23 protein-coding genes and 1 tRNA gene are annotated in these 20729 nt (G+C 69.8%); 11 read left to right on the top strand and 13 right to left on the bottom strand.

Translation table 11 applies throughout. The features are described from left to right. Window positions 1-28 precede the first annotated feature (28 nt). Window positions 29-337 carry a hypothetical protein gene (locus DOS48_RS21605; RefSeq protein ID WP_127117703.1) on the top strand — a complete coding sequence of 103 codons (309 nt, stop codon included), beginning with the start codon at window positions 29-31 and terminating at the stop codon, window positions 335-337. 1 nt (window position 338) lies between these two features. Further along, entirely contained in the window at window positions 339-1091 is a 753-nt protein-coding gene (locus DOS48_RS21600) for a DUF4382 domain-containing protein (RefSeq protein ID WP_127117702.1), read from the top strand. A gap of 229 nt (window positions 1092-1320) precedes the next feature. On the opposite strand, the gene DOS48_RS21595 is transcribed toward DOS48_RS21600, so the two are convergent. Then, a complete protein-coding gene (locus DOS48_RS21595) occupies window positions 1321-1998 on the bottom strand; it encodes a TVP38/TMEM64 family protein (protein ID WP_127117701.1) in 678 nt (225 codons plus the stop codon). Between the two features lie 59 nt (window positions 1999-2057). Continuing rightward, the gene (locus DOS48_RS21590; RefSeq protein ID WP_127117700.1) at window positions 2058-2885 is read right to left on the bottom strand and encodes an NAD(+)/NADH kinase; all 828 of its coding nucleotides are present in this window, start codon (window positions 2883-2885) and stop codon (window positions 2058-2060) included. Window positions 2886-3005: 120 nt separating this feature from the next. On the opposite strand from DOS48_RS21590, the gene DOS48_RS21585 reads away from it, so the two are divergent. Further along, the gene (locus DOS48_RS21585) at window positions 3006-4490 is read left to right on the top strand and encodes a KaiC domain-containing protein (RefSeq protein WP_127117699.1); all 1485 of its coding nucleotides are present in this window, start codon (window positions 3006-3008) and stop codon (window positions 4488-4490) included. Between the two features lie 89 nt (window positions 4491-4579). On the opposite strand, the gene DOS48_RS21580 is transcribed toward DOS48_RS21585, so the two are convergent. Further along, a tRNA-Gly gene (locus DOS48_RS21580) sits at window positions 4580-4650 on the bottom strand. 91 nt (window positions 4651-4741) lie between these two features. On the opposite strand from DOS48_RS21580, the gene DOS48_RS21575 reads away from it, so the two are divergent. Next, window positions 4742-6166: a M28 family metallopeptidase gene (locus DOS48_RS21575; RefSeq protein WP_127117698.1), complete on the top strand. Its 1425-nt coding sequence runs from the start codon at window positions 4742-4744 to the stop codon at window positions 6164-6166. 28 nt (window positions 6167-6194) lie between these two features. On the opposite strand, the gene DOS48_RS21570 is transcribed toward DOS48_RS21575, so the two are convergent. Beyond that, window positions 6195-7103, bottom strand: coding sequence for an NAD+ synthase (locus tag DOS48_RS21570; RefSeq protein WP_127117697.1), 909 nt, complete (start codon window positions 7101-7103; stop codon window positions 6195-6197). 389 nt (window positions 7104-7492) lie between these two features. Here DOS48_RS21570 and DOS48_RS21565 point away from each other — a divergent pair, with 389 nt between their 5' ends. Beyond that, window positions 7493-8026, top strand: coding sequence for an Rrf2 family transcriptional regulator (locus tag DOS48_RS21565; RefSeq protein ID WP_127117696.1), 534 nt, complete (start codon window positions 7493-7495; stop codon window positions 8024-8026). 27 nt (window positions 8027-8053) lie between these two features. On the opposite strand, the gene truA is transcribed toward DOS48_RS21565, so the two are convergent. Genes truA through DOS48_RS21550 form a run of 3 tightly spaced genes read right to left on the bottom strand, consistent with a single transcriptional unit; the run spans window position 8054 to window position 9642 of the window. Then, on the bottom strand, window positions 8054-8950 hold the full coding sequence (gene truA / locus DOS48_RS21560; RefSeq protein ID WP_127117695.1) for a tRNA pseudouridine(38-40) synthase TruA: 897 nt from the start codon (window positions 8948-8950) through the stop codon (window positions 8054-8056). Continuing rightward, window positions 8947-9387, bottom strand: a complete 441-nt coding sequence (locus tag DOS48_RS21555) for a universal stress protein (protein ID WP_127117694.1) — start codon at window positions 9385-9387, stop codon at window positions 8947-8949. The genes truA and DOS48_RS21555 overlap by 4 nt, the downstream gene beginning before the upstream one ends. A gap of 54 nt (window positions 9388-9441) precedes the next feature. Then, window positions 9442-9642, bottom strand: coding sequence for a XapX domain-containing protein (locus tag DOS48_RS21550; RefSeq protein ID WP_127117693.1), 201 nt, complete (start codon window positions 9640-9642; stop codon window positions 9442-9444). 165 nt (window positions 9643-9807) lie between these two features. On the opposite strand from DOS48_RS21550, the gene DOS48_RS21545 reads away from it, so the two are divergent. The 4 genes from DOS48_RS21545 (at window position 9808) to DOS48_RS21530 (ending at window position 12006) form a co-directional block, all read left to right on the top strand. Then, window positions 9808-10374 (top strand): peptidylprolyl isomerase, encoded by a 567-nt coding sequence (locus DOS48_RS21545; RefSeq protein ID WP_127117692.1) that lies wholly within the window; start codon window positions 9808-9810, stop codon window positions 10372-10374. A 99-nt stretch (window positions 10375-10473) separates the two neighbouring features. Next, window positions 10474-11172, top strand: coding sequence for a hypothetical protein (locus DOS48_RS21540; RefSeq protein ID WP_394353590.1), 699 nt, complete (start codon window positions 10474-10476; stop codon window positions 11170-11172). A 16-nt stretch (window positions 11173-11188) separates the two neighbouring features. Continuing rightward, complete coding sequence (locus DOS48_RS21535) at window positions 11189-11605, top strand: hypothetical protein (protein ID WP_127117691.1); 417 nt, start codon at window positions 11189-11191, stop codon at window positions 11603-11605. Between the two features lie 77 nt (window positions 11606-11682). Further along, window positions 11683-12006 carry a hypothetical protein gene (locus tag DOS48_RS21530; RefSeq protein WP_127117690.1) on the top strand — a complete coding sequence of 108 codons (324 nt, stop codon included), beginning with the start codon at window positions 11683-11685 and terminating at the stop codon, window positions 12004-12006. 6 nt (window positions 12007-12012) lie between these two features. On the opposite strand, the gene DOS48_RS21525 is transcribed toward DOS48_RS21530, so the two are convergent. The 3 genes from DOS48_RS21525 to DOS48_RS21515 form a co-directional block, all read right to left on the bottom strand. Continuing rightward, a complete protein-coding gene (locus DOS48_RS21525; RefSeq protein ID WP_127117689.1) occupies window positions 12013-12315 on the bottom strand; it encodes a PRC-barrel domain-containing protein in 303 nt (100 codons plus the stop codon). Window positions 12316-12392: 77 nt separating this feature from the next. Beyond that, window positions 12393-14585: an LUD domain-containing protein gene (locus DOS48_RS21520; RefSeq protein WP_127118870.1), complete on the bottom strand. Its 2193-nt coding sequence runs from the start codon at window positions 14583-14585 to the stop codon at window positions 12393-12395. A 34-nt stretch (window positions 14586-14619) separates the two neighbouring features. After that, complete coding sequence (locus DOS48_RS21515) at window positions 14620-15171, bottom strand: LUD domain-containing protein (RefSeq protein ID WP_127117688.1); 552 nt, start codon at window positions 15169-15171, stop codon at window positions 14620-14622. Window positions 15172-15290: 119 nt separating this feature from the next. On the opposite strand from DOS48_RS21515, the gene DOS48_RS21510 reads away from it, so the two are divergent. Next, complete coding sequence (locus tag DOS48_RS21510; RefSeq protein WP_127117687.1) at window positions 15291-18365, top strand: FAD-binding and (Fe-S)-binding domain-containing protein; 3075 nt, start codon at window positions 15291-15293, stop codon at window positions 18363-18365. A 58-nt stretch (window positions 18366-18423) separates the two neighbouring features. Here DOS48_RS21510 and DOS48_RS21505 read toward each other — a convergent pair whose 3' ends face one another. From DOS48_RS21505 to DOS48_RS21495, 3 genes are all read right to left on the bottom strand, one after another. Then, window positions 18424-18630 (bottom strand): hypothetical protein, encoded by a 207-nt coding sequence (locus tag DOS48_RS21505; protein ID WP_127117686.1) that lies wholly within the window; start codon window positions 18628-18630, stop codon window positions 18424-18426. 38 nt (window positions 18631-18668) lie between these two features. After that, a complete protein-coding gene (locus DOS48_RS21500) occupies window positions 18669-19661 on the bottom strand; it encodes a DUF5787 family protein (protein ID WP_127117685.1) in 993 nt (330 codons plus the stop codon). A 76-nt stretch (window positions 19662-19737) separates the two neighbouring features. Further along, entirely contained in the window at window positions 19738-20184 is a 447-nt protein-coding gene (locus tag DOS48_RS21495; protein WP_127117684.1) for a bis(5'-nucleosyl)-tetraphosphatase, read from the bottom strand. Between the two features lie 203 nt (window positions 20185-20387). Here DOS48_RS21495 and DOS48_RS21490 point away from each other — a divergent pair, with 203 nt between their 5' ends. Then, window positions 20388-20720, top strand: a complete 333-nt coding sequence (locus DOS48_RS21490) for an uS10/mL48 family ribosomal protein (RefSeq protein WP_127117683.1) — start codon at window positions 20388-20390, stop codon at window positions 20718-20720. Window positions 20721-20729: the final 9 nt, after the last annotated feature.

The raw sequence follows: 20729 nt of genomic DNA, 5'->3' as shown, positions 1-20729 counted from the left end.
AGGGCTAGCGGCCCGAGCCGGAATCGCAATGAACGCACTTCGAACGACACTGACCGTGGCGCTCGCCGCGGCCGTACTGATCGGGACCGGCGCGGTCGCCGACGGCGTGGCCGCCGCGCCCGGACCTGACGCCGCGGGCGACGACGCGGGACCCGTGAGCGACGCGGGGCCGCCGAGTGACCTGCCCGACCAGGTGCCGGACTTCGTCGGGAACATCCTCGACAGCGTGAACGAGTTCCTCGACGGCGGCACCAGCGACCTCGGGAAGACGGTGAGCGACATCGCCGGGACCGACGCCGGCGAGAACGAGACGGCAAGCGACGGGTCGGGTGCGTAAGATGACGGAACACGCGCTCTCACGCCGAACCTATTTAAAAGCGACCGGCGCCGCCGCGCTCGGGACGACCGGCATCGCCGGCTGCGTCGGTCGGGCGACGGGGACGCTCGCGACATCGGTCACCGACCAGCCCGCCGACATCGCCGACTTCGAGTCGCTCGTGGTCACCGTCGAGGGGATCTGGCTCGGTCCCGGGGGCGCCGAGAGCGGCGCGGACGGGAATCAGACGGCCGACGAACCAGACGGGACTGACGAAACCGCAAACGAGACCGACGAGACCGGAGGCGACGGCGGAGAAGGAGACGGCGAAGAAGGCGACGACGAGGAGGCGGCGGGCGGCGAGGGACGCGAATACCACGCGTTCGACGAGCCGCAGGAAGCCGACCTCGTCCAGCTGCAGAACGGTGAGACGCAGCTGGTCGACGAGCGGGAGCTCGCGGTCGGCACCTACCAGTTCCTCCAACTCGACATCTCGAACGTCGAAGGGACCTTGGAGGGCGGCGAGGCAGCCGAAGTCGACCGGCCGGGCGAAGCGCCGTTGACGTTCAACGCCGCGTTCGAGGTCCGCGAGGACACGCGCACGACGTTCACCGCCGACTTCGCGCCGATTCGGCGCGGAAACGGACGGTACCTGCTGCGTCCGGTGCCGAGCGGCATCGAAGTCACCTACGAGGAGTCGGACGAAAGCGAGGAGTCGGACGGAAACGAGGATCCGAGCGGCGACACCGCCGAAAGCGACGGCAACGCGTCGTAGCCGGCGCGCGTCCCCCTCGGTCCCCCGTTGAAGCCGCGGTCGGTGGCTCCCGGCGCGGCTTCGGGGTTAGGGCTGGGTGCGACCCAGGGATCTGGGGACCAGGGGAATGCACGCTCGCGTCGGTCCCCACAGAGGCACACGTCCCGTTCGAACATCCCGCCGCGTCGTGTGCGGCGCGATGTTCGGGTCCGTCGGCGCTCGGCGCCGACGGCCACCACACGCGAACCGATTACGCCGCCGCCGGCGAACGATCTTTTATAAGCGTCCGATACAGCGGGCCGGCGAGCAACAGCAGACCGAGGCCGGCCATCGGCACCACGACCGTCGGGTCGACGGTCAGGGCACCGCCGGCCGCGATTCGGTCCGCGGAGACGCCGATGGCGACGCCGACGACCGCCCACGGGAGTTCGCCGAGCGCCGTGCCGGCGAGCAATGGCCGAAGCCGGACCCCGGACCCGCCGGCGGCGATCGAAACGGCGTCCGAGGGAACCGGGAGCAGTCGCGTCGCGGCGACGCCCCGAACCCCACCGGCGGCGTCCGCGAAGCGCTCGCCCGCGCCACAGAGGCGCTCGGCGATCCGCGAGTCCTCGCGAGCGCGGACGCGTCCGGCCCGTGCGAGCCAGTACGGCGGGAGCGCGGTCACGACCATCGCGGCGACGCCGACCGGGAGCCCGGCCCACCCGTAGCCGAAGCCGGCCGCGACGGCGAGCAGGGTGGTCGGCCACGCGAGCAGGGGTCGGATCGCCGTCAGCGCGAGTATCACGGCGCCGAACCGGAGCGGGTCGTCGGCGAGCCACGACAGCGGCCCGAGGACCGCCGCTGGCGAGACGGCCCACGCGACCGCCACCGAGGCCCCCAGCCCGAGGGCCGCGAGTGCGTACCCGACGAGTCCGGATCGGCCAGTCACGAACGAGGGTGCGCTTTCGGCCGATAAACGCTTTGTGGAGCGCGGCGGTCCGCGAGCGGTTACGACAGCTTCCCGAGCGCCTCGAAGAAGTTGGAGGGCGGGCCCGCGATGCGCATCGGCGGCGAGGTCCGCTCGACGGTCACCTCGACCGGCGCCGAGAGCGTGGCCGTGTTCCGCCCGTCGCTGGCGGCGACGACCGCCTCGACGCCCTCGACCGTCACCGTCACGGTCGCGTCGGCGTCGACCACGAGCGGCGGCATCCCGTCATCGGCCGCCATCTCGTTGACGATGAGCCCGTTCACCGCCGGGTGGACGAGCGGCCCCCGCTCGGAGAGGTTGTACGCGGTCGACCCAGTCGGGGTGGCGACGAGGACGCCGTCGGCGTGACCCCCCGCGTACCGGCTCCCGTTCACCTCGATCTCGTAGTCGATTCCGGCGCCGGGGCCGCGCCGAGCGCTCTGGATCACGATCTCGTTGGCCGCGGGGACCGAGGTCCACTCGTCGGCCTCGGCGGCGAGCCGCGGGGCCTCTCGCACGGCCATCTCGTCGCGCGCGAACGCCTCGACCTCCGCGATGACCGCCTCCACGGCGGTTTCCGGGGAGACCGCGTTGAGAAAGCCCACTTCGCCGAGATTGACCCCGACGATGGGGGTGTCGCCGGCGTTGCGCGCGACGAAGAGGAACGTCCCGTCGCCGCCGACCGCCACCGCGAGGTCGCAGTCGGCGAGCGCCTCGACCGCGCGCCCGGCCGCCGGCTCGCCGAGGGCGGTGGCCGTCTCGGCGTCTACCCAGACGGTTGCGCCGGTGTCGGCGACGGCGTCGCGAACCTCCTCGGCGAGGGCGACCGCGCGCTCGCTTCCCTTCCGCGCCACGATTCCGACTTCCATGCGCCACCGATTCGCCCCGCCGGACAAAAGCGTGCGGACATCTGTTGAGACTCCGGAAAGTTTCAAGCCACCCGCCCACCTTGCCAGAGTCATGCCGACTCCCAACGGCCGGCTGGAACGATGACCGAGGACGACGATTGGTTCGAGCGCGCGTTACAGGACGCCGACGCGGACAGCGACGCGGCCGGAAGCGAGGAGTCGACCGACGAGAGCGACCGCGGCGACGACATCGAGGATATTGGCGACATCGAGGATATCGGCGACACCGACGACGACGGTGCAGCGGGCGGCGACGCCCCCGAGAGCGACGACCAGCCCGCAGACCCATCGGCAGACCCGTTCGGCGGGATCAGAGACGGCGAGCGAGACTCGTCACGGGATGGCGATGGCGAGGACCCCGAACGCGGAGACGGGGAGCCGGCCGCGAACGACGACCCGTTCGGCGGAGCGCAGGGCGGAAGCGACGACCCGTTTGGCGAGGAGCCGGCTACGGGCGAAGAACCGACTACGAGCGAGGAGCCGACTACGGGCGACGAACCGCCTACGGGCGACGAACCGCCTGGAGGCGCCGACCCGTTCGGTGGGGGGTCGTTCGGCGAGGGAGATCCGTTCGGCGACGGGTCGACGCCCGACGACGCGCCGAGTCCGGCCGACGGCCCCGACCAGTTCGACGGGTCGTTCGGCGAGGGCGACCCCTTCGGCGGCGCGCCCGACGCCGACGGAGCGCCCGCCGACATGTCGGCGTCCAGCCCCGGCCCCGGCGGCGGGGGTTCGTTCGGTGGCGGTTCCTCCGACCCGTTCGGCGGCTACCGCGGCACCGCCGGCGGCGACGCCGGCGAGTTCGGCGAGTTCGGCGGGGGCGGCGACGCGTCGGGTTTCGACGTCGACGCCGACGAACTCGACTCGTCGATCGATCGCACAAACGTCGGGGTCGATGGCCTCGACGAGATGATCCTCGGGGGCATCCCGAGTCGCTCGCTGGTGTCTGTCATCGGCGGGGCCGGCACCGGGAAGACGACCTTCGCGCTCCAGTTTCTCAACGAGGCGCTCGAATCCGGCGGGAAAGGCATCTACATCACCCTCGAACAGACCCGCGAGTCGATCCTCTCGACCGCCGAGGAGAAGGGCTGGTCGTTCCGCGACCACGCCGAGGCCGACCGGCTCGCGGTGGTCGCCATCGACCCCATCGAGATGGCGAACTCGCTCGCGTCGATCCGGAACGACCTCATCCGACTCATCGCCGACTTCGGCGCCGACCGACTGGTGCTCGACTCCGTCTCCCTCCTGGAGATGATGTACGACCACCCGGCGAAGCGGCGGTCGGAGGTGTTCGGGTTCACGCGGTCGCTGAAGGAGGCCGGCGTCACGACGCTGCTCACCTCCGAGGCGAGCGAGGAGAACGCGTACGCCTCCAGACACGGCATCGTCGAGTACCTCACCGACGCGGTGTTCGTGTTGCAGTACATCCGCGGGACGGACTTCCGCGAGACGCGGCTCGCCGTCGAAATCCAGAAGATCCGCGACGCGAATCACTCCCGGCAGTCGAAGCCGTACGACATCACCGACACCGGCATCTCGGTGTACGGCCAGGCGAACATCTTCTGACGGGTACGACGGAGGCGACGGGGTGGGGGTACCGCTCACCTATTAGTTAAAAACAGACCCGCGGGTCGCGAGGTTGCTCGCCACAGAAGTGTACCGTCCGGGAATTGAACCCGGGCTATTAGCTTGGGAAGCTAATGTCCTACCACTGGACCAACGGTACTCACACGAACGTACCGAATCGCCACACTTGAACGTAGCGTTTCCCGTGCCGCGAGCCACACGCTTAACTCGCCGCCGACAGAGTCGTCGCCATGCACTCACAGCCGACCGACGGACCACATTCGATCGACCCGGCCGCGGTCGAGCGCGTCCGCGAGCGACGCGCCGAACTCGCCCCGGCGCTCGGGCGGACGTGGACCGACGACCAGCCGCGGCGCTTCCTCACCGACCTCACCGCGCTCGGGAGTCGGATGGCGGGCAGCGAGGGCGAGCGACGAGCCGCCGCGGTCGTCGCCGACGCCTTCGAGCGGGCGGGGCTCGCCGGCGTGGAAACGAGGCCGTTCGAGATGACGGCGTGGGAGCGCGGAGACGCGACGCTCCGGGTGACGACCCCCGACCGCGACGGGACGCCGGCGACCCGCGAGTTCGAGGCCCTCGCGCTGCCCTACTCGCCGAGCGGGAGCGTCGCGGGCGAACTCGTCGACGTGGGGTACGGCACCCCCGCGGAGATAGCCGAGCGCGACGTGGAGGGCCGGATCGCGGTCGCGTCGACGACGACACCGGACGGCGGTCGGTTCGTCCACCGGATGGAGAAGTTCGGGGCTGCGGTCGACGCTGGCGCGGTCGGGTTCGTCTTCCGGAACCACCTCGACGGCCAACTCCCGCCGACGGGGTCGCTGACGTTCGGCGAGGAGGCGGCCGCCGTCGGCGTCGGCGTCTCGAAGGAGACCGGCGCGTGGCTCCGCGAGTACGCGGCCGGCCCCGGCGAGAGCGGGGCGCCCGCCACCGCCGAACTGTCGGTGACGGCGACGACCCGCCCGAGCGAGAGTCAGAACGTGGTCGGGCACGCGGGCCCCGACACCGACGAACGACTGCTCCTCGTCGCCCACTACGACGCACACGATATCGCCGAAGGCGCGCTCGACAACGGCTGCGGGATCGCGACCGTCGCGACCGCCGCGGGGATCCTGACCGAGACCGACCTCCCCATCGGCGTCGACGTGGTGGGGGTCGGCGCCGAGGAGGTCGGGCTGCTCGGCGCGGAGCGGCTGGCCGAGCGGGTCGACCTCGACCGGGTGAAAGGCGTGATCAACGTCGACGGCGCGGGGCGGTTCCGCGACCTCGTGGCGCTTGCTCACACCTCCGAGACGGCGGTCGCCGTCGCCAACGCGGTGGCGTCCGGCACCGACCAGCCGATTGCGGTGGACGAGACGCCACACCCGTTTTCCGACCAGTGGCCGTTCGTCAGGCGGGGCGTGCCGGCGCTCCAACTCCACAGCGACTCGGGAGATCGCGGGCGCGGCTGGGGACACACCCACGCCGACACCCGCGACAAGGTCGACACGCGGAACGTGCGGGAACACGCGATGCTCGTCGCCCTTCTCGTCGCGGAGTTCGCGGCCCCCGAACGGGAGGCGGCCCGGCTCGAACGCGACGCCCTCGTCGCCGCGTTTCGCGAGGCCGACTTCGAGGCCGGGATGCGCGCGGCCGACCTCTGGCCGACGGCCTGGCCGTAGCCGCGCCGCGCGTGAGACCTCGGGCGGCTCACCGGGTCGGCGTCGCCGGCTGCGTTCGCTTGTGGGCCGTGGCGCGGTGGCGCGCGAGCAGGGCCATCACCGTCTCCGCGTCGGCGTCGGCCGACAGTCGCTCGGCGACCGTCTCGGGGGCGAGCCCGCGGTCGACGCCGAGACGGAGCACGGCATCGATCACCTCGTAGGGGGCACCGAGGTCGTCGGCGTCGCGCTGGCCGTGGAGAAAGCCCGCAGTCGGCGGCTTCTCGACCACGAACCCGGGCACGTCGAGCTCGTCGGCGAGCGCGCGGACCTCCGTCTTATATAAGTGCCCGATCGGGAGCAGGTCGGCGGCACCGTCGCCGTGTTTCGTGACGTATCCGAGGAGGCGCTCGCTCCGGTTCGTCGTCCCGCAGACGAGCCGATTCGTCGCGTTGGCGGCGAGGTACGCGAGCGTCATCCGGAGCCGCGCGCTGGCGTTCCCGGACCGGACCGGGTCGTCGTGTGGGGCGAACTGTTCCGGCGTGATCGCACCGAGCTGTGCGGAGAGCGACTGGATGTGGACCGTGTCGTGGTCGATCCCCAGCGCGTCCGCGAGCGCCTCGGCGTCGCGGGCGTGCGGAGCGCCGATCTTGTTACAGGGCAGTATCAGCCCGTGTACGCGGTCGGCGCCGAGCGCCTCGACCGCCAGCGCCGCCGTGACCGTCGAGTCGAGTCCGCCGCTCATGTTGACGATCACCCCGTCAGCGCCGGCGGCGGCGACCGCGTCGTCGAGGAAGGTCCGAATCTCCTCGCGCTCTGTCGCCGGGTCGGCGCCGCTCGGGGGGTCCGCGGGAGCTCGGGCCGCGTCGCGTCGCGGGGTGTCTGTACCTATCGACGCCTCGACCGCCGAGCGCTCGGCGGCCGCCTCCGGCCCGAACGCGGGAGTGGAAGGGTCACTCATCGGTCCGGGCTCCGTCGGGTGGCTGTTGGGGGTCCCGCGCGGCCCGCGGGTCTCCCCGGCCCGTGCGAGTGTCGGTTCGAAAGCTCATGTTCGCCAGTCGCTTCCGAACGAACGGGTAAATACTCGGTGGCGAGATTATTTAAGGAATAACGCATACTTTCGGTGAGAACTGTGAATCTGTCACCAAATGCAGAGTAATCGTATTGAATAGCGACTCAAATCGAGATAGATTGAAACAACCACTAGTAACAGACTCTTTGATTGCAATAGTCTAAAATTATTCTAAATTAGCAGATGCACATCCGGTTTTTGAGCATATTACATGAGGATAAACAATATAAAGACTGACTAAGACAACGTTTATACATCCGTGGCGGCAGTGGTGGCGTATGTCGACGATACAGCTCACGACCAGTCAAAAGCGAGTGCTCACGGCGCTCGTGAACCTCGCGGAGAACCGGGACTGCCCAGTGTCCGGCCGCACCATCGCCGAGTCGATCGACCGCAACCCCGGCACGGTCCGAAACGGGATGCAGAGCCTGCGCAGCATCGGCCTCGTCGAAGGCGTCGCCGGCCCGAAGGGCGGGTACGTGCCGACCGACGCGGCCTACGAGACCCTCGGCGTCGAACGGATGGACGACGCCGAGCGCACGCCCGTCGAGCGCGACGGCGACGTGGTAGACGGCGTCAACGTCGAAGAGATCGACCTCTCGAGCGTCGCGAACCCCGACCTCTGTCGGGCGGAGCTCGTCATCCGCGGGCCGGTCGGCTCGTTCGACCCCGGCGACGAGGTGACCGTCGGGCCGACGCCGGGCGCGGGGCTTCGGCTCTCGGGCGTCGTCGACGCGACGCACATCGACGGCAACACCCTCTTAGTTCGCGTCGAGGGCATGGAGACGCCGAGCGGGGAGCAGGCGGCGTAGCACGCGAGACATCGGGTCTCCCGGCGGTCACTCGCTCTCTTCGTCCGGTGTCCCGATCCGATCGCGGATGGCGCCCGTCGCCGCGGCCGCGTGTCGGGCGGCGCGGTACCGCTCTCCGAAGGCGGCTCGCGCGCTCTCCGCCGCCTCGTCGTCGACCGTGAAGGTCACCCCGTCGTACGCGACGTTCCAGAGCACCAGCGGCGCCGCCGGCGCGGGTCCGACGCCGAGTTCGCCGGGGACCGGCTCGGCCGCGAGCAGGCGCTCGATACGCGACGGGTCGGCGGCGCCGCGACCGACGGCGCGGACCGCGGCGACCAGCCGTCGCACGAGCGCTCGCGGAAACCCGCCGGCGGCGACGTCGATCACGAGGAGGTCGCCCTCGCGGGTCGCGGTCGCGGTCACCTCTCGGACGGTCCCGCGCTCGTCGCTCGTGAGGTTGTGGAAGTCGTGTTCGCCCGAGAGCCGCGCGAGCGCGTCGCGCACGAGGTCATCGTCGACGGCGTGGGGAGCGTCCGCAGGGCCGACCTGCCCGACCGCTGGCGCGTACAGGTGATACCGATACGTCCGCCGGACCGCGTCGTGGGTCGCGTGGAAGCCGTCGGGCGCGTCGGCGGCCGCCCACGCCCGGACGGAACCGGGGAGGTGCCCGTTGAACGCTCGCGGCGTGAACCATTCCGGTGCCTCGAACGCGACGGTCTGGCCGACGGCCGAGACCCCGGCATCCGTCCGCCCGGCCGCGGCGTACCCCGGCGGCGTCGCGTGGGTCGGCCCGTCGCCGCGGTCGACGAGTCCGTGTTTCGCCAGCGCCCGCAGGAGGGTCCCTTCGACGGTCGTCGCGTGGGGCTGTCGCTGAAAGCCAGCGTACTCACGCCCGTCGTACGCGACCCGGAACGCGCGGGTCACCGTCGTCGAGCCGTCGGTCACTCCGCGTCGGCGTCGGCCATCGGTACCGTGACGACCGGGACCGGCGCGACGCGCACCACCTTCTCGGTGACGCTGCCGAGGAGGACCCGCTGGAGCCCCGAGCGAGCGTGGCTCGGCATCACGATGAGGTCGGCGCCCACGTCGTCGACCGTGCGCTTGATGACCTCGACCGGGCGACCGCGCACGACGCTGCCGACCGCTTCCACGCCGGCCGCTTCGAGCGTCGCCGCCACCGCTTCGACCCGTTCTTGCGCCGCCGACTCGACCCGCTCCGCGAACGCGCCGGCCTGCGGTCCGCGGAACGCGTCGGCGGCCGTGTCGACCACGGAGAGGACGTGGACGGTCGCGTCGTACCGGGTCGCGAGGCTCTCGGCGTGGGGAATCGCGTCGTTGCCCTCGCCGTCCGGCGCCACCGGGAGGAGGATGGTGTCGTACATACGCGGGGGTCCGCCCGCCGGGTGCAAAACGATACCGGCCGTCGGCGCTCCGCGCTACAGTCCGAGCGCGTCGAGCAGGTCGAAGCCGACGCCGGCGTAGTCGACGAGTTTGAACCCGAGGTAGATGCCGACGATGGCCACCACACCCGGCAGTTCGGGCGGGGCGGGGATCGGAACGCGGAGGAAGGCGAACAGCGCTCCGACCGTGAGGCCGACGACGAGCGCGGTGCCCGTCAGCGCGAGCGTGGAACTCATATCGGCAGGTCGGCGTCGTCGATTCATAAGGGCGACGTTCCGGTCGCCTCGTCGCGGCGAGACGCGCCCGGCGACTGACCCCTCCGACGCGGGCGGCACACCCGCGGTCGGGCGCCGACGGTCGGGATGGGCAGGGTTTTCAGACGGGCGCTCCTTCGGTGAGATATGGCACGAGAGGTTTCCAACTCCGACAATCCGCAGGTGACGCTCCACACGAATCACGGCGACATCGAGATCGAACTGTTCGCCGACCGCGCCCCGAAGACGGTCGAGAACTTCCTTGGATTGGCCCGTCACGACCCCGCGGCGGACGCGGACCCGGCCCGCGAGACGAACACGTGGGAGGACCCCGAGACCGGCGAGGTCCGCGGCGACTCGCTGTACGCCGGGAACGTCTTCCACCGCATCATCGAGGGCTTCATGATCCAGGGCGGCGACCCGATGCAGAACGGTCGCGGCGGCCCCGGCTACCAGTTCGACGACGAGTTCCACGACGACCTGACCCACGAGGGGCCGGGAATCCTCTCGATGGCCAACTCCGGTCCCGACACGAACGGGTCGCAGTTCTTCATCACGCTGGACGCCACGCCGCACCTCGACGGCAAACACGCCGTCTTCGGGCAGGTCGTCGGCGGGATGGACGTCGTCGAAGAGATCGGTTCGGTGCCGACCGACCGCCGCGACGAACCCCGCGACGCGGTCGAAATCGAGCAGGTCACCGTCGACGAGTAACGCGGTCGCCCCGATCGCAGTTTTTCGCGCCCCGCGACCCGATAGTCGCGACGCTGCCGCCGGAGACGGGTTGAAAAGGGTCCGGGCCGAATGGCGCCCATGGGAATGAAAGGCGGCGGCGACGCGGACCTCCACGAGATCGATCGCTTCGGTCGCGGCGTCGGGTGGATCGCGTACCCCGGCGAGACGATGGAACGGGCGAGCCACGCGGTCGCGGTCCCCAACGAAGAACGCGACACCGACGACGTCTGGGTGTTCGACCCGGTCGACGCCCCCGGTCTCGACGACCTCCTCTCCGAGTTAGGGACCGTCGCCGGCGTCGTGGTCGGCCTCGACCGACACAAACGCGACTGCGCCGAGATAGCGACCCGACACGACGCCCCCGTGTACGTCGCCGACTGGATGACGGGCGTCGCCGACGAACTCGACGCGCCCGTCGAGCGGTTCGGGTCGCGGCTGGCGGACTCCGGGTTCGAGGCGTTCCGGATCCGTGACTCGTCGGTGCCGCCGTGGCAGGAGGTCGGGTTCTTCGACGGGGAGACGCTCATCGTCCCCGAGTCGCTCGGATCCGCCTCGTACTTCCGGGGCGCTCGCGAGCGACTCGGCGTCCACCCAATGCTTCGGCTCACGCCTCCGACCGAGGCGCTCTCCGGGCTGAATCCGGAACAGGTCCGCGTCGGCCACGGCGTCGGGATAAGCGACCGGGCCGCCATCGCCGTCGAGGACGCGCTCTCCGGGTCGCGCCGAAAGGCGCCCGGCCTGTACGCCAAGACGCTGCGGTCGGCGATCGGGATCTGAGCGTGTCGGTGTGTCCGTGATCCACGTCACGCGCGACCTGTTGACCGTGCTGCTCGAACAGGCCGCCGACCGAGACCCGAGCGCGGTGAACCTGGCCCTCTCGGCGACGCGCGCCGGGGCGTTCGAGACCGACACTGGGCTCGACCCGGCGACGCCGGTCGTGACGCACTTTACGCCCGCCGGGGTCGGCGGGTCGGTAAACGCCGTGTTCGGCGTCGACATCGGGACGCCCGTCGGCGGGGGCGGCGCGCGCTTCCTCTCGCATCCGGACGGGTTCCTCGGCGTCTCGAAGACCGACGACCTCGCGGGGGTCGTCCTGGTCGCCGTTCCGCCGTACGACGACGACTCGGTCGCCGCCTTCGACCGCGCCGGCGACGGGGTCGAGTTGGCGGTCCTCGACGCGGCGCCGCCGGAGGAGTCGATCCCGGAGTGAGCCCGGCGTTCGGGCGGTGCGCGCCCGTCGAACCGTGAGCATGGGTTTAAAAAGGCGCGAGTGAGTACCACGCGTCAATGGCAGCACGCCCACCCAGCGGCGGCCCCTCGGAGCCGGACGCCATCGAGTTCGGGATCGCCGTCCTCGACGAGGAGATCGAGGAGGCGGACGTGACGTTTCCGGCGACGGCCGAAGAGCTTCTCGACGCCCTCGGCGACCGCGAGATTCCCTACGACGCCAAGGGCCGGACGATCACCGTCGCCGAGGCGTTAGACGAGGTGCCGCAGACGACATTTAAAAACGAGACCGAACTCCTCGACATGCTGTACCCGGTGTTCGACCGCAAGCGGGGGGAAGGAATCGGGTTCTTCGCGCGCCTGCGGGACGCGCTTCCCTTCTGAGCCGCGTCAGACTTCCATTTCCGCTTCCGACTCGGCCTCGTCCGAGCCGGTGTCGAGCCGCTCGATGATGTCGTTTATCAGGACGACGTCGCCGACGGCGCGAACCCAGCGGTACGGGACGATGACGCCGGTGTTCCTGTCGACGCGGCCGGCGAACAGCTCGTGATTGAGTTCCGCGAGCGCGAGCCCGGTCACCGCCTGCGCGTCCAAATCGAGGCGCACGTCCTCGATTTCGCCGACGAAGACGCCGTTGTTCGAGTACACCTCGCGGCCGACGAGAGACGTTATCTCCTCCGGAGCAGCGTTCATATGCGATACGGTCACGAGCGCGCCTATTAAGCGTTCGTTGTCGAACGACGCTCGTCAGACGCGGGGCGCGAGGGCGGTCACTCCCGCGGCGCGACGAGCTCCACCGGGTGCATCGGCGCCGATCCGAGGAGCGCGTCCAGCTGTTCCCCGCAGGAGGTGCCCGACGCGACGACGGTCCGATCGGTGTCGCCGAACTGCGCTTCGATCGGCTCGCCCACGTCCATGCTGAGCTCGTAGTAGTCGGTCTTGTAGCCGAACGACCCGGCCATCCCGCAACACTCCGTGTCGGAGACGCGCACGTCGTAGCCGAGCCGTTCCATCACGGCCGTCGCGTGTTCGCCCACCCCGATCGTCCGCGCCTGACAGTGCGGGTGGTAGGCGACGCGGTTCCCGGACGCGACCGGCCCCGTGCCCGCCGCGGGCGCCCGGAGCGCCGCCGGGTCGCCGCCGTTCTCTATGAGTCCGAACAGGTACTCCATCACGTCGTAACTGGCGTCTGCGAGCCGCTCGAACGACGACTCCGGGAGGAGCCGCTCGTACTCACTGCGGAACATCGCGAGGTCGCTCGGCTCGATCACCACCACGTCGCGGCCGGCGTCGACGTGCGTCACGAGGCCGGCGTACACGTCCTCCGCCTTCGCCGTCGCGCTCGCGATCATCCCCTGTGACAGCGGGGGCCGACCGCTCCCCGAGACCTCGGGTATCCGGAGGTGGACGCCGAGCGTCTCCAGCGCGCGCACCGCCGCCTTGCCGCGCTCGACGTCGACGTAGTTCGTCGCCGTGTCGGGATAGAGCACGGCGGTCCGTTCCGCCTCCTCGACCGGGACGGCGGCGCCGCCCCGCCCCTCGAACCAGTCGACGAGCGTCTCGCTCGCGAACGCGGGCAGGTCACGCCGCCGGTCGATGCCGGTGACGCGCTCGGTCAGCGCCCGGAGCGGGCCGACGTCGGCGAGTTTGTTCGAGAGCGGCGCGGTGAGGCTCCCCAACTTCGCGACCGTCTCGTAGTTGCCGACGAACCGCGTCCCGAGGTCGAGGCCGGCCGGCTCCTCGTCGGGGACCAGCTCCTCGAACACCCAGTCGGTCTGGCGAGATTTGACCTCACCGCGGTTGACCCGGTCGCGGACGACCGTGTTTATCCACGGGATGTCGATTCCCACCGGACACGCCGGGACGCAGCGCGAGCAGCCGGTACAAAGATCGTTGAACTCCGCGGCGGTGTCGAGCCCCTCGATGCCGGCCTCCCACCCGGTGGCGATACCGCCCGAGTAGGTCTCCCCGCCGAAGGCGTGGCCGCCGACGCTCTGGAAGTTACCGCAGGCGTTCGAGCAGGCGGAACACCGGATGCAGTACAGCGTCTCTTTGAGTTCCTCGTCGTCGCGCATCGACATGCGCCCGTTGTCGATCAAAACGAGGTGGAAGTCGCGGTCCTCGGCGGAGCCGTCGGCGAGTGCGTCCGCGTCGGCCTCGAAGTCGGGGACCGGCGAGTCGACGGGCGGGGTCAGCGTCGAGATGTAGGAGGTCACGTCCTGTCCCGTCCCCGAGCGGCCGATGAGTTCCACGAACGGCGAGAAGTCCTCGACGGTCGGCACGAGCTTCTCGACGCCGGCGACGGCGACGTGGGTGTCCGTGGCCGTCACCGTCTTGCGGGCGTTCCCCTCGCTGGTGACCAAGAGCAATGTCCCCGAGTCGGCCGCGATGAAGTTCGCGCCGGTCATCCCCACGTCGGCGTCCTCGACCAGTTCGCCGAGTCGCTCGCGGGCGAACATGGTGAGTTCCTCCGCGGTCTCCGGCGGATCCTCCGGATCGAACCGCTCCGCGAACAACTCGGCAATCGCCTCGCGGGACTTGTGAATCGCCGGCGCGACGATGTGGGAAGGGGCCTCGTCGGCCACCTGCAACACCCACTCGCCGAGGTCGGTCTCCACTACGTCGACGCCGGCCTCGGCGAGCGCCTCGTTGACCTCTATCTCCTCGGAGGTCATCGACTTCGATTTGACGAGGCGGTCGGCGTCGCGCCGTTCGGCGGTCAGTTCGGTGATGTACTGATTCGCGTCTTCTGCGTCGTCGGCAATATAAACGGTCCCGCCGTTGGCCTCGACGGTCTCGCGCACCTGATCTATCAGATCTGGGAGCCGTTCGATGGCGTCTTCCTTGATGGCGCGCGCCTCGTCTTTCAGCGACTCGTAGTCGTCGAGCCGACCCGTCGACTCGTACCGCCCCTCGTTGAACCCGCGGGTGTTCTCGGCCACCGCGTCGCCCTCGGTCGCCATCAGTTCGCGGATGCGGTCGGCCTTCCCGGCGTCGCTACTCACCGGCGGTCACCTCCTCCTCGTCGGCGGCGTCGTCATCTCGCAACAACACCACGTGGACCGATTTCGGTCCGTGCGCGCCGTGAACGAGCCCGCCCATGTCCGCGGTCGCGCTCGGGCCGGTGGCGAACACCACGTCGACGGCGTCGTCGCGCGCCCGCGGCCCGAGCCAGTCGAAGGCCTGCGGCATATCGGGGACGAGGTCGCGCTCGTGTAAGACGACGACGTGCCGGTCGACGAAGAGGCTGATCGGCTCGGTCCCGGCGGCGTCGGCCTCGACCGCGACGCTCCCGTAGTCGGCGACGCCGAGCGATGCCGCGGTGACGCCGGTGTGCGCCTCCCGGAGGTCGGCAGTCGACGGGTCGGTGGCGACCCGTTCGGGGAGGTCCGCTCCGTCGAGGTCGGCGTCGCCGAGCGCGACGCCGACGGCCGGCTCTCCCGCGGCTGCGTCGATCAGTTCCGCGCAGTCGCTTGCGGAGCCCTCGGAGACCGTCACGCCGAGGTCGTCGAGTCGACGCTTGAACGTCGTTCGGGCGGCGAGTGACATACCAAGTGGTCCGTCGGAGAGTATTTGGTAGTTGCGCCGAGTTCCGAGGCCCGGAAGGTGAGTTCCCAACACTCGACGACTGGGGGAGGTTTTTCACCGTCCGACCGTGAGGAGTTCTCATGGCGACTCACACGCCTGACCCGGACCCGCGGGACCAGGGTGATTTCGATTACACAGGGGGATCGGTCGACCGCCCCGACCTCGTCGAGGCGTTGGACGCGCGCGTCGACGGCGACGTACGGTTCGACGAGTATTCGCGACGACTGTACGCGACCGACGCGTCGGCGTACGAGGTGACGCCCATCGGGGTCGTGATCCCGGAGTCGACCGCCGACGTCGCGGCGGTTCACGAGTACTGTTTCGAGGCGGGGGTTCCGGTGTTGCCCCGTGGCGGCGGCACGTCGCTCGCGGGCCAGACCGTCAGCGAGGCGGTCGTCTTGGACCTCACCGGCTCGATGGACGAGGTACGCTCCACGGACCCGGAGGCGGGCACCGCCACGGCGCAGGCGGGGGCGTACGTCGGCGACCTCAACGCCGCGGTCGAGCCGCACGGGCTGAAGTTCGCGCCCGACCCGGCGTGGCGCGACAAGTCGGCGCTCGGCGGCGCGATCGGGAACAACTCCACCGGCGCTCACTCACTTAAATACGGGAAGACGGACCACTACGTGGAGTCGGCCGAGGTCGTCCTCGCGGACGGGACGGTGACGACGCTGGGGCCGGTCGCGGTCGACGACCTGCGCGAGTCCGCGGACGCGGACGCCGACGAACTCCTGCCGCGGATCCACGCCGAAGTCGTCCGGATTCTCGACGCCGAGGCCGACGCCATCGACGAGCGGTTCCCCGAGATGAAACGCAACGTCTCGGGGTACAACCTCGACCGCCTGCTCGCCGAGCATCGCGGGGAGTACGGAGAAGAAGGCGTCGTCAACCTCGCCCGACTCATGGCCGGCAGCGAGGGGACGCTCGCGACCGTCACCGAGGCGACGGTCTCGCTCGTCGAGATTCCGGACACGAAGGCCGTCGCCCTGTTGACCTACGCGGACCTCCTCGACGCGATGGAGGACGTGGCGCCCATCCTCGATCACGACCCCGCGGCCGTCGAGGTGATGGACGACGTGCTGCTCGGGCTCGCCGCCGACACGCCCGAGTTCGAGGACGTGGTCGGAATGCTCCCCGACGGGACCGACTCGGTCCTGCTCGTCGAGTTCTACGCCGAGAACGACGCGGCGGGCAAACAGAAGGTCGCGGACCTGATCGCGGACCGAGTGGGTGCAGACGGAAGCGGTGCAGCCACCCCTGAAAGCGAGGTCGCCCCCAACGACGGCGCCGCCGAGACGACGAGCCAGCCTCGACGCGCGGTCGACGCGATGGAGGCGCACGAGCCGGCCAAGCGCGACCGCTTCTGGAAGATGCGCAAGGCGGGCCTCCCAATCCTCCTGTCGCGGACCACCGATGAAAAGCACATCTCCTTTATCGAGGACTGCGCGGTCCCGCCCGAACACCTCCCCGAGTACACCCGCGAGTTCCAGGAGATCCTCGAAGACAACGACACCTTCGCGACGTTTTACGCGCACGCCGGACCGGGCGTGCTCCACATCCGGCCGCTGATAAACACGAAGGAGGTCGACGACGTGGAGGCGATGGTCGACATCGCCGACCGCGTCACCGACGCCGTGGTCAGGCTCGGCGGGTCGGTGTCGGGCGAACACGGCGACGGCCGCGCCCGGACGCAGTGGAACCGGAAGCTGTACGGCGACGACCTCTGGGAGTCGTTCCGCGAGCTGAAGACCGCCTTCGACCCCGACTGGCTGCTCAACCCCGGCAACGTCTGCGGCGACGTCGACATGAGCGAGAACCTCCGGTTCGACTCGACCTACGAACACGACGCCGGCTTCGACCCCGCGATGGAGTGGGCGGTCGACAACGGGATGCAGGGGATGATCGAACTCTGTCACGGCTGCGGGGGGTGTCGCGGCCCGCAGGAGACGACGGGCGGCGTGATGTGTCCGACCTACCGCGCCTCCGAAGAGGAGATTCAGGCGACGCGTGGCCGAGCGAACATGCTCCGCGGGGCGATGAGCGGCGAACTCCCTGACGACCCGACCGACGACGAGTTCGTCACCGAGGTGATGGACCTGTGTGTCGGCTGTAAGGGGTGTAAGAAGGACTGCCCGAGCGGCGTCGACATGGCGAAGCTGAAAGCCGAGGTCGAACACGCCCACCACGAGGAACACGGCATCGACCTGCGCACACGGCTCCTCGGGAACTTCGAGAAGCTGGCGCCGCTCGGCTCGCGGCTCGCGCCGCTCTCGAATATCCCCGGTAAACTCCCCGGCGCCGGCGTCCTCGCGGAGAAGGTGCTCGGGATCGCCAAAGAGCGTGAGCTACCGACGTTCGAATCGGAGAGCCTGCGAGACTGGTTCGACGCCCGCGGCGGCGCCCGCGTCCCCCGCGCCGAAGCCGACCGCGACGTGCTGTTGTTCCCCGACGTGTACACCACCTACACGAACCCCGAAGCGGGGAAGGCCGCGGTCCGCGTGTTGGAGGCGACGAACTGCCACGTCGAGATTCCCGACGTGGCCGGCAGCGGCCGCCCTCCGCACTCGAAGGGGATGCTCGACGAGTCGCGCGCGGCGGCCGAAGACGCCGTCGAGACGCTGGCTCCCGACGCGGCCGACGGCTGGGATATCGTCGTCGTCGAGCCGACCGACGCGGTCATGTTACAGACCGACTACCACGACCTCCTCGACGGCGACGCCAGCGACGTGCCCGACGACGACGTGGCGGCGGTCTCCGCGAACACCTACGGCATCATGGAGTACGTCGACGCGTACCGGCTCGACGACGACATCGACTTCGACGCGCCGACCGAGTCGCTCACCTACCACGGGCACTGCCACCAGAAGGCCACGAAGAAGGACCACCACGCGGTCGGCGTCCTCCGACGCGCGGGCTACGGCGTCGACCCGCTCGACTCCTCGTGTTGCGGGATGGCCGGCTCGTTCGGCTACGAGGCCGAACACTACGAGATGAGCAAAGCGATCGGTCGCCTGCTGTTCGACCAGGTCGACGACAGCGACGGCGACGAGGTCGTCGCGCCCGGCGCCTCCTGCCGAAGTCAGCTCAAGGAGCGCGACGGCGACGCCCCAGAGCCGCCGCACCCGGTCGAGAAGCTGGCGGCGGCGCTGGCGTAGGTGTCGGAGACAGTTCCGTAACGGCCGGGCGAACCGCCGGCGTCTCTTCGTACCTCTCTCACTCCGCCCCTCGATCGACGTTCGCGGCGATCACGTTCAGCAGGTACGTGAACACCGGATACGTGACGGCGACCACGGCGAGAAACGCCGGGTCGATCCCGCCGCGATCGGTCAGGAGACCGGTGTACTGTAAGGCGGCGATGGTGGCGACGACGACGGCCGTGTTTCGCGCGTACTCGGAGGGGTCTGGTGCGGGGAACCGCATGTGACGCGTTGGTGTCGGCGCGCACTTGAATCGTTTCGTCAGCCCGGACCGATAGCGTCGCGTTCTCGTTGTCTCCGCCGACCCAACACCCGTTTAAGCCCCTTTCCGGGGCCGCCCTCGATCGGCCAGCCCTTCGTGCGCCACTGCGGCGGCTCGGGGGAGAACTTCGCGCAGGATCCGGAACACTCCCGGGCGGTCGGGAGTTTCTCCTTCGCGGCGCAGTGCGGGACCAGCGCGCGCCCGACCCGCCGCAGTTCGAAGTGTCGGCAGTCGGGGCGCATCGTGTCGTGGAAGGAGCGCCACCCCTTGCCGTAGGCGCGCTCGGCGATTTCGAGCCGAATCGTCTCCGTCTCCGGATCGCGGGCGTCGCCTTCCGGGGGCGCGAGGTCGCTCGGGTGCCACGCCACGCTCGCCGCGTCGGCGTCGACGCCGGCCGAAAAGTCGGTCGCGAGGATGCCGGCCTCGACGGGCATCTCGCGGAGCAGCGCCGGCTCGACGCGCTCGCCCGTCGTCTCGGTCGCGAGCCACGCCTCGTCGGCGAGGGCGGTCTCGACGTCGTGGTCGAGCTGCTCCGCGAGCCGGTCGGCGGCGGAGCGGTCGAGGTCCGGTTTGTTCTCTATCGCGACGATCCGCTCGACCCAGTCCGGATACGGTCGCACGCGGCGGAGTTGGATCCGGTTGTTTCGGCGTCGCTTTTCGATCAGCGACCGGCCCGCCGCGCGGTGGACCGCTTGCCGGACGTAGCGCCATGGGTAGCCGGGGTGCGGGAGCGCGTCGCGGTACCACGCCCACTCGGCGGGCGCGTGGCGGACGACGTGGAGCAGGTCGGAGTCGATGGTCCGCTCGCCGAAGGCGCGCCGCGCTGCGAACGCCGTCGGGTCGACCTCGATCACGACGGTGTCCCAGCGGCGCTCTTTGGTCCCGAGTTGGCGGGCGACGATCGCCGGCCGCGGGCCGGCTCCGGGGTGCCACGCCAGTTCGGCGTACCGACAGACCAGGAGCTCGTAGCCGAACTCGGCGTCCGGAATCACGGTTGTGGTAGTCGGTGACCGCGTAAAAGTGACCGGGGCGGCGCGGGCGGTCGCGGTCCGCCGTGAGCCGACCCGCTCAGACGTACTCGCCGGTCTCGTCGTCTTTTCGCTCGTCGAGGAACTCGTGGGCGTCTTCGAGAATCTCTCTGGGCCCGGTCTGGGTGATCGTGTTGAGCGCCTGGTCGTAGTCGCGCCACTGCAGGTCGCGGTGTTCGTTCGATATCTCGGCGCTCGCCTCGAACGAGCGCGCGATGAACAGGTGGACCGTCTTGTGAATGGTGTTGCCGTTCGCCTCGAACACGTAGTCGTACTCCTCGCGGAAGCCGTCGATCAGCCGGAAATCCTCGATTCCGGCCTCCTCACCGACCTCCCGTATCGCCGTCTGCTGAAGCTCCTCGTCCCCCTCGACCCCGCCTTTGGGGAACTCCCAGTCCCCCGGTCGGCTCTTCAGGAGTAAGTACTCCCGTTCGCCGCGGGTATCGCGGAAGAGGATGGCTCCAGCGCTGGTCGCTTCAACCGTCATTACCGTCCGGTTAGCAACCACCCCTAAAGAGGGTGTCGGAGTCGCGAACGCACCGGGCGTTACGGGCCCGTTCGACCGATCTGCGCCGCGTTAGTCGCGACCGGTGAGAGTTTATACGGGCCGCGCCGCGCTGAATGGAGGCCCTCGGCGTCGGTAGATGCGTTTTTACTCTTTGGGCCACCATCTTCGGACAACCCCCAGCCATGACCTTCGTCACGAAACTCACGTTCGCGTCCGGTGACCGCGACGTGCTCGCCGAGACGGTTCAAGACCTCAAATCGACGCTCGAACGCAAGGGCGCCGAGTGTAAGGGCCCGCACGCCGCCCCGGCCGAGTCCGTTCGCGTCCCGCTTTATAAACGGCTCCGAGCGGGCGACGAGTTCTCGCCGTGGACCTACGACGTTTATAAGCGCCGCATGGAGATCCACGGCGCGGACGACATCGCTCGCGAGGTCGTCGCGCGCGACTTCCCCGACTCGATCCACGTCGAGGTCGAAGTCGACCAGAAGAAGCCGCTCGGCCACCGACGCGACTGACGAGGGTCG

This window comes from Halorubrum sp. PV6, assembly GCF_003990725.2.
GTDB lineage: Archaea > Halobacteriota > Halobacteria > Halobacteriales > Haloferacaceae > Halorubrum.
The sequence above is the reverse complement of the archived record's forward strand: the minus strand, read 5'-3'. Positions and strand labels throughout refer to the sequence as shown.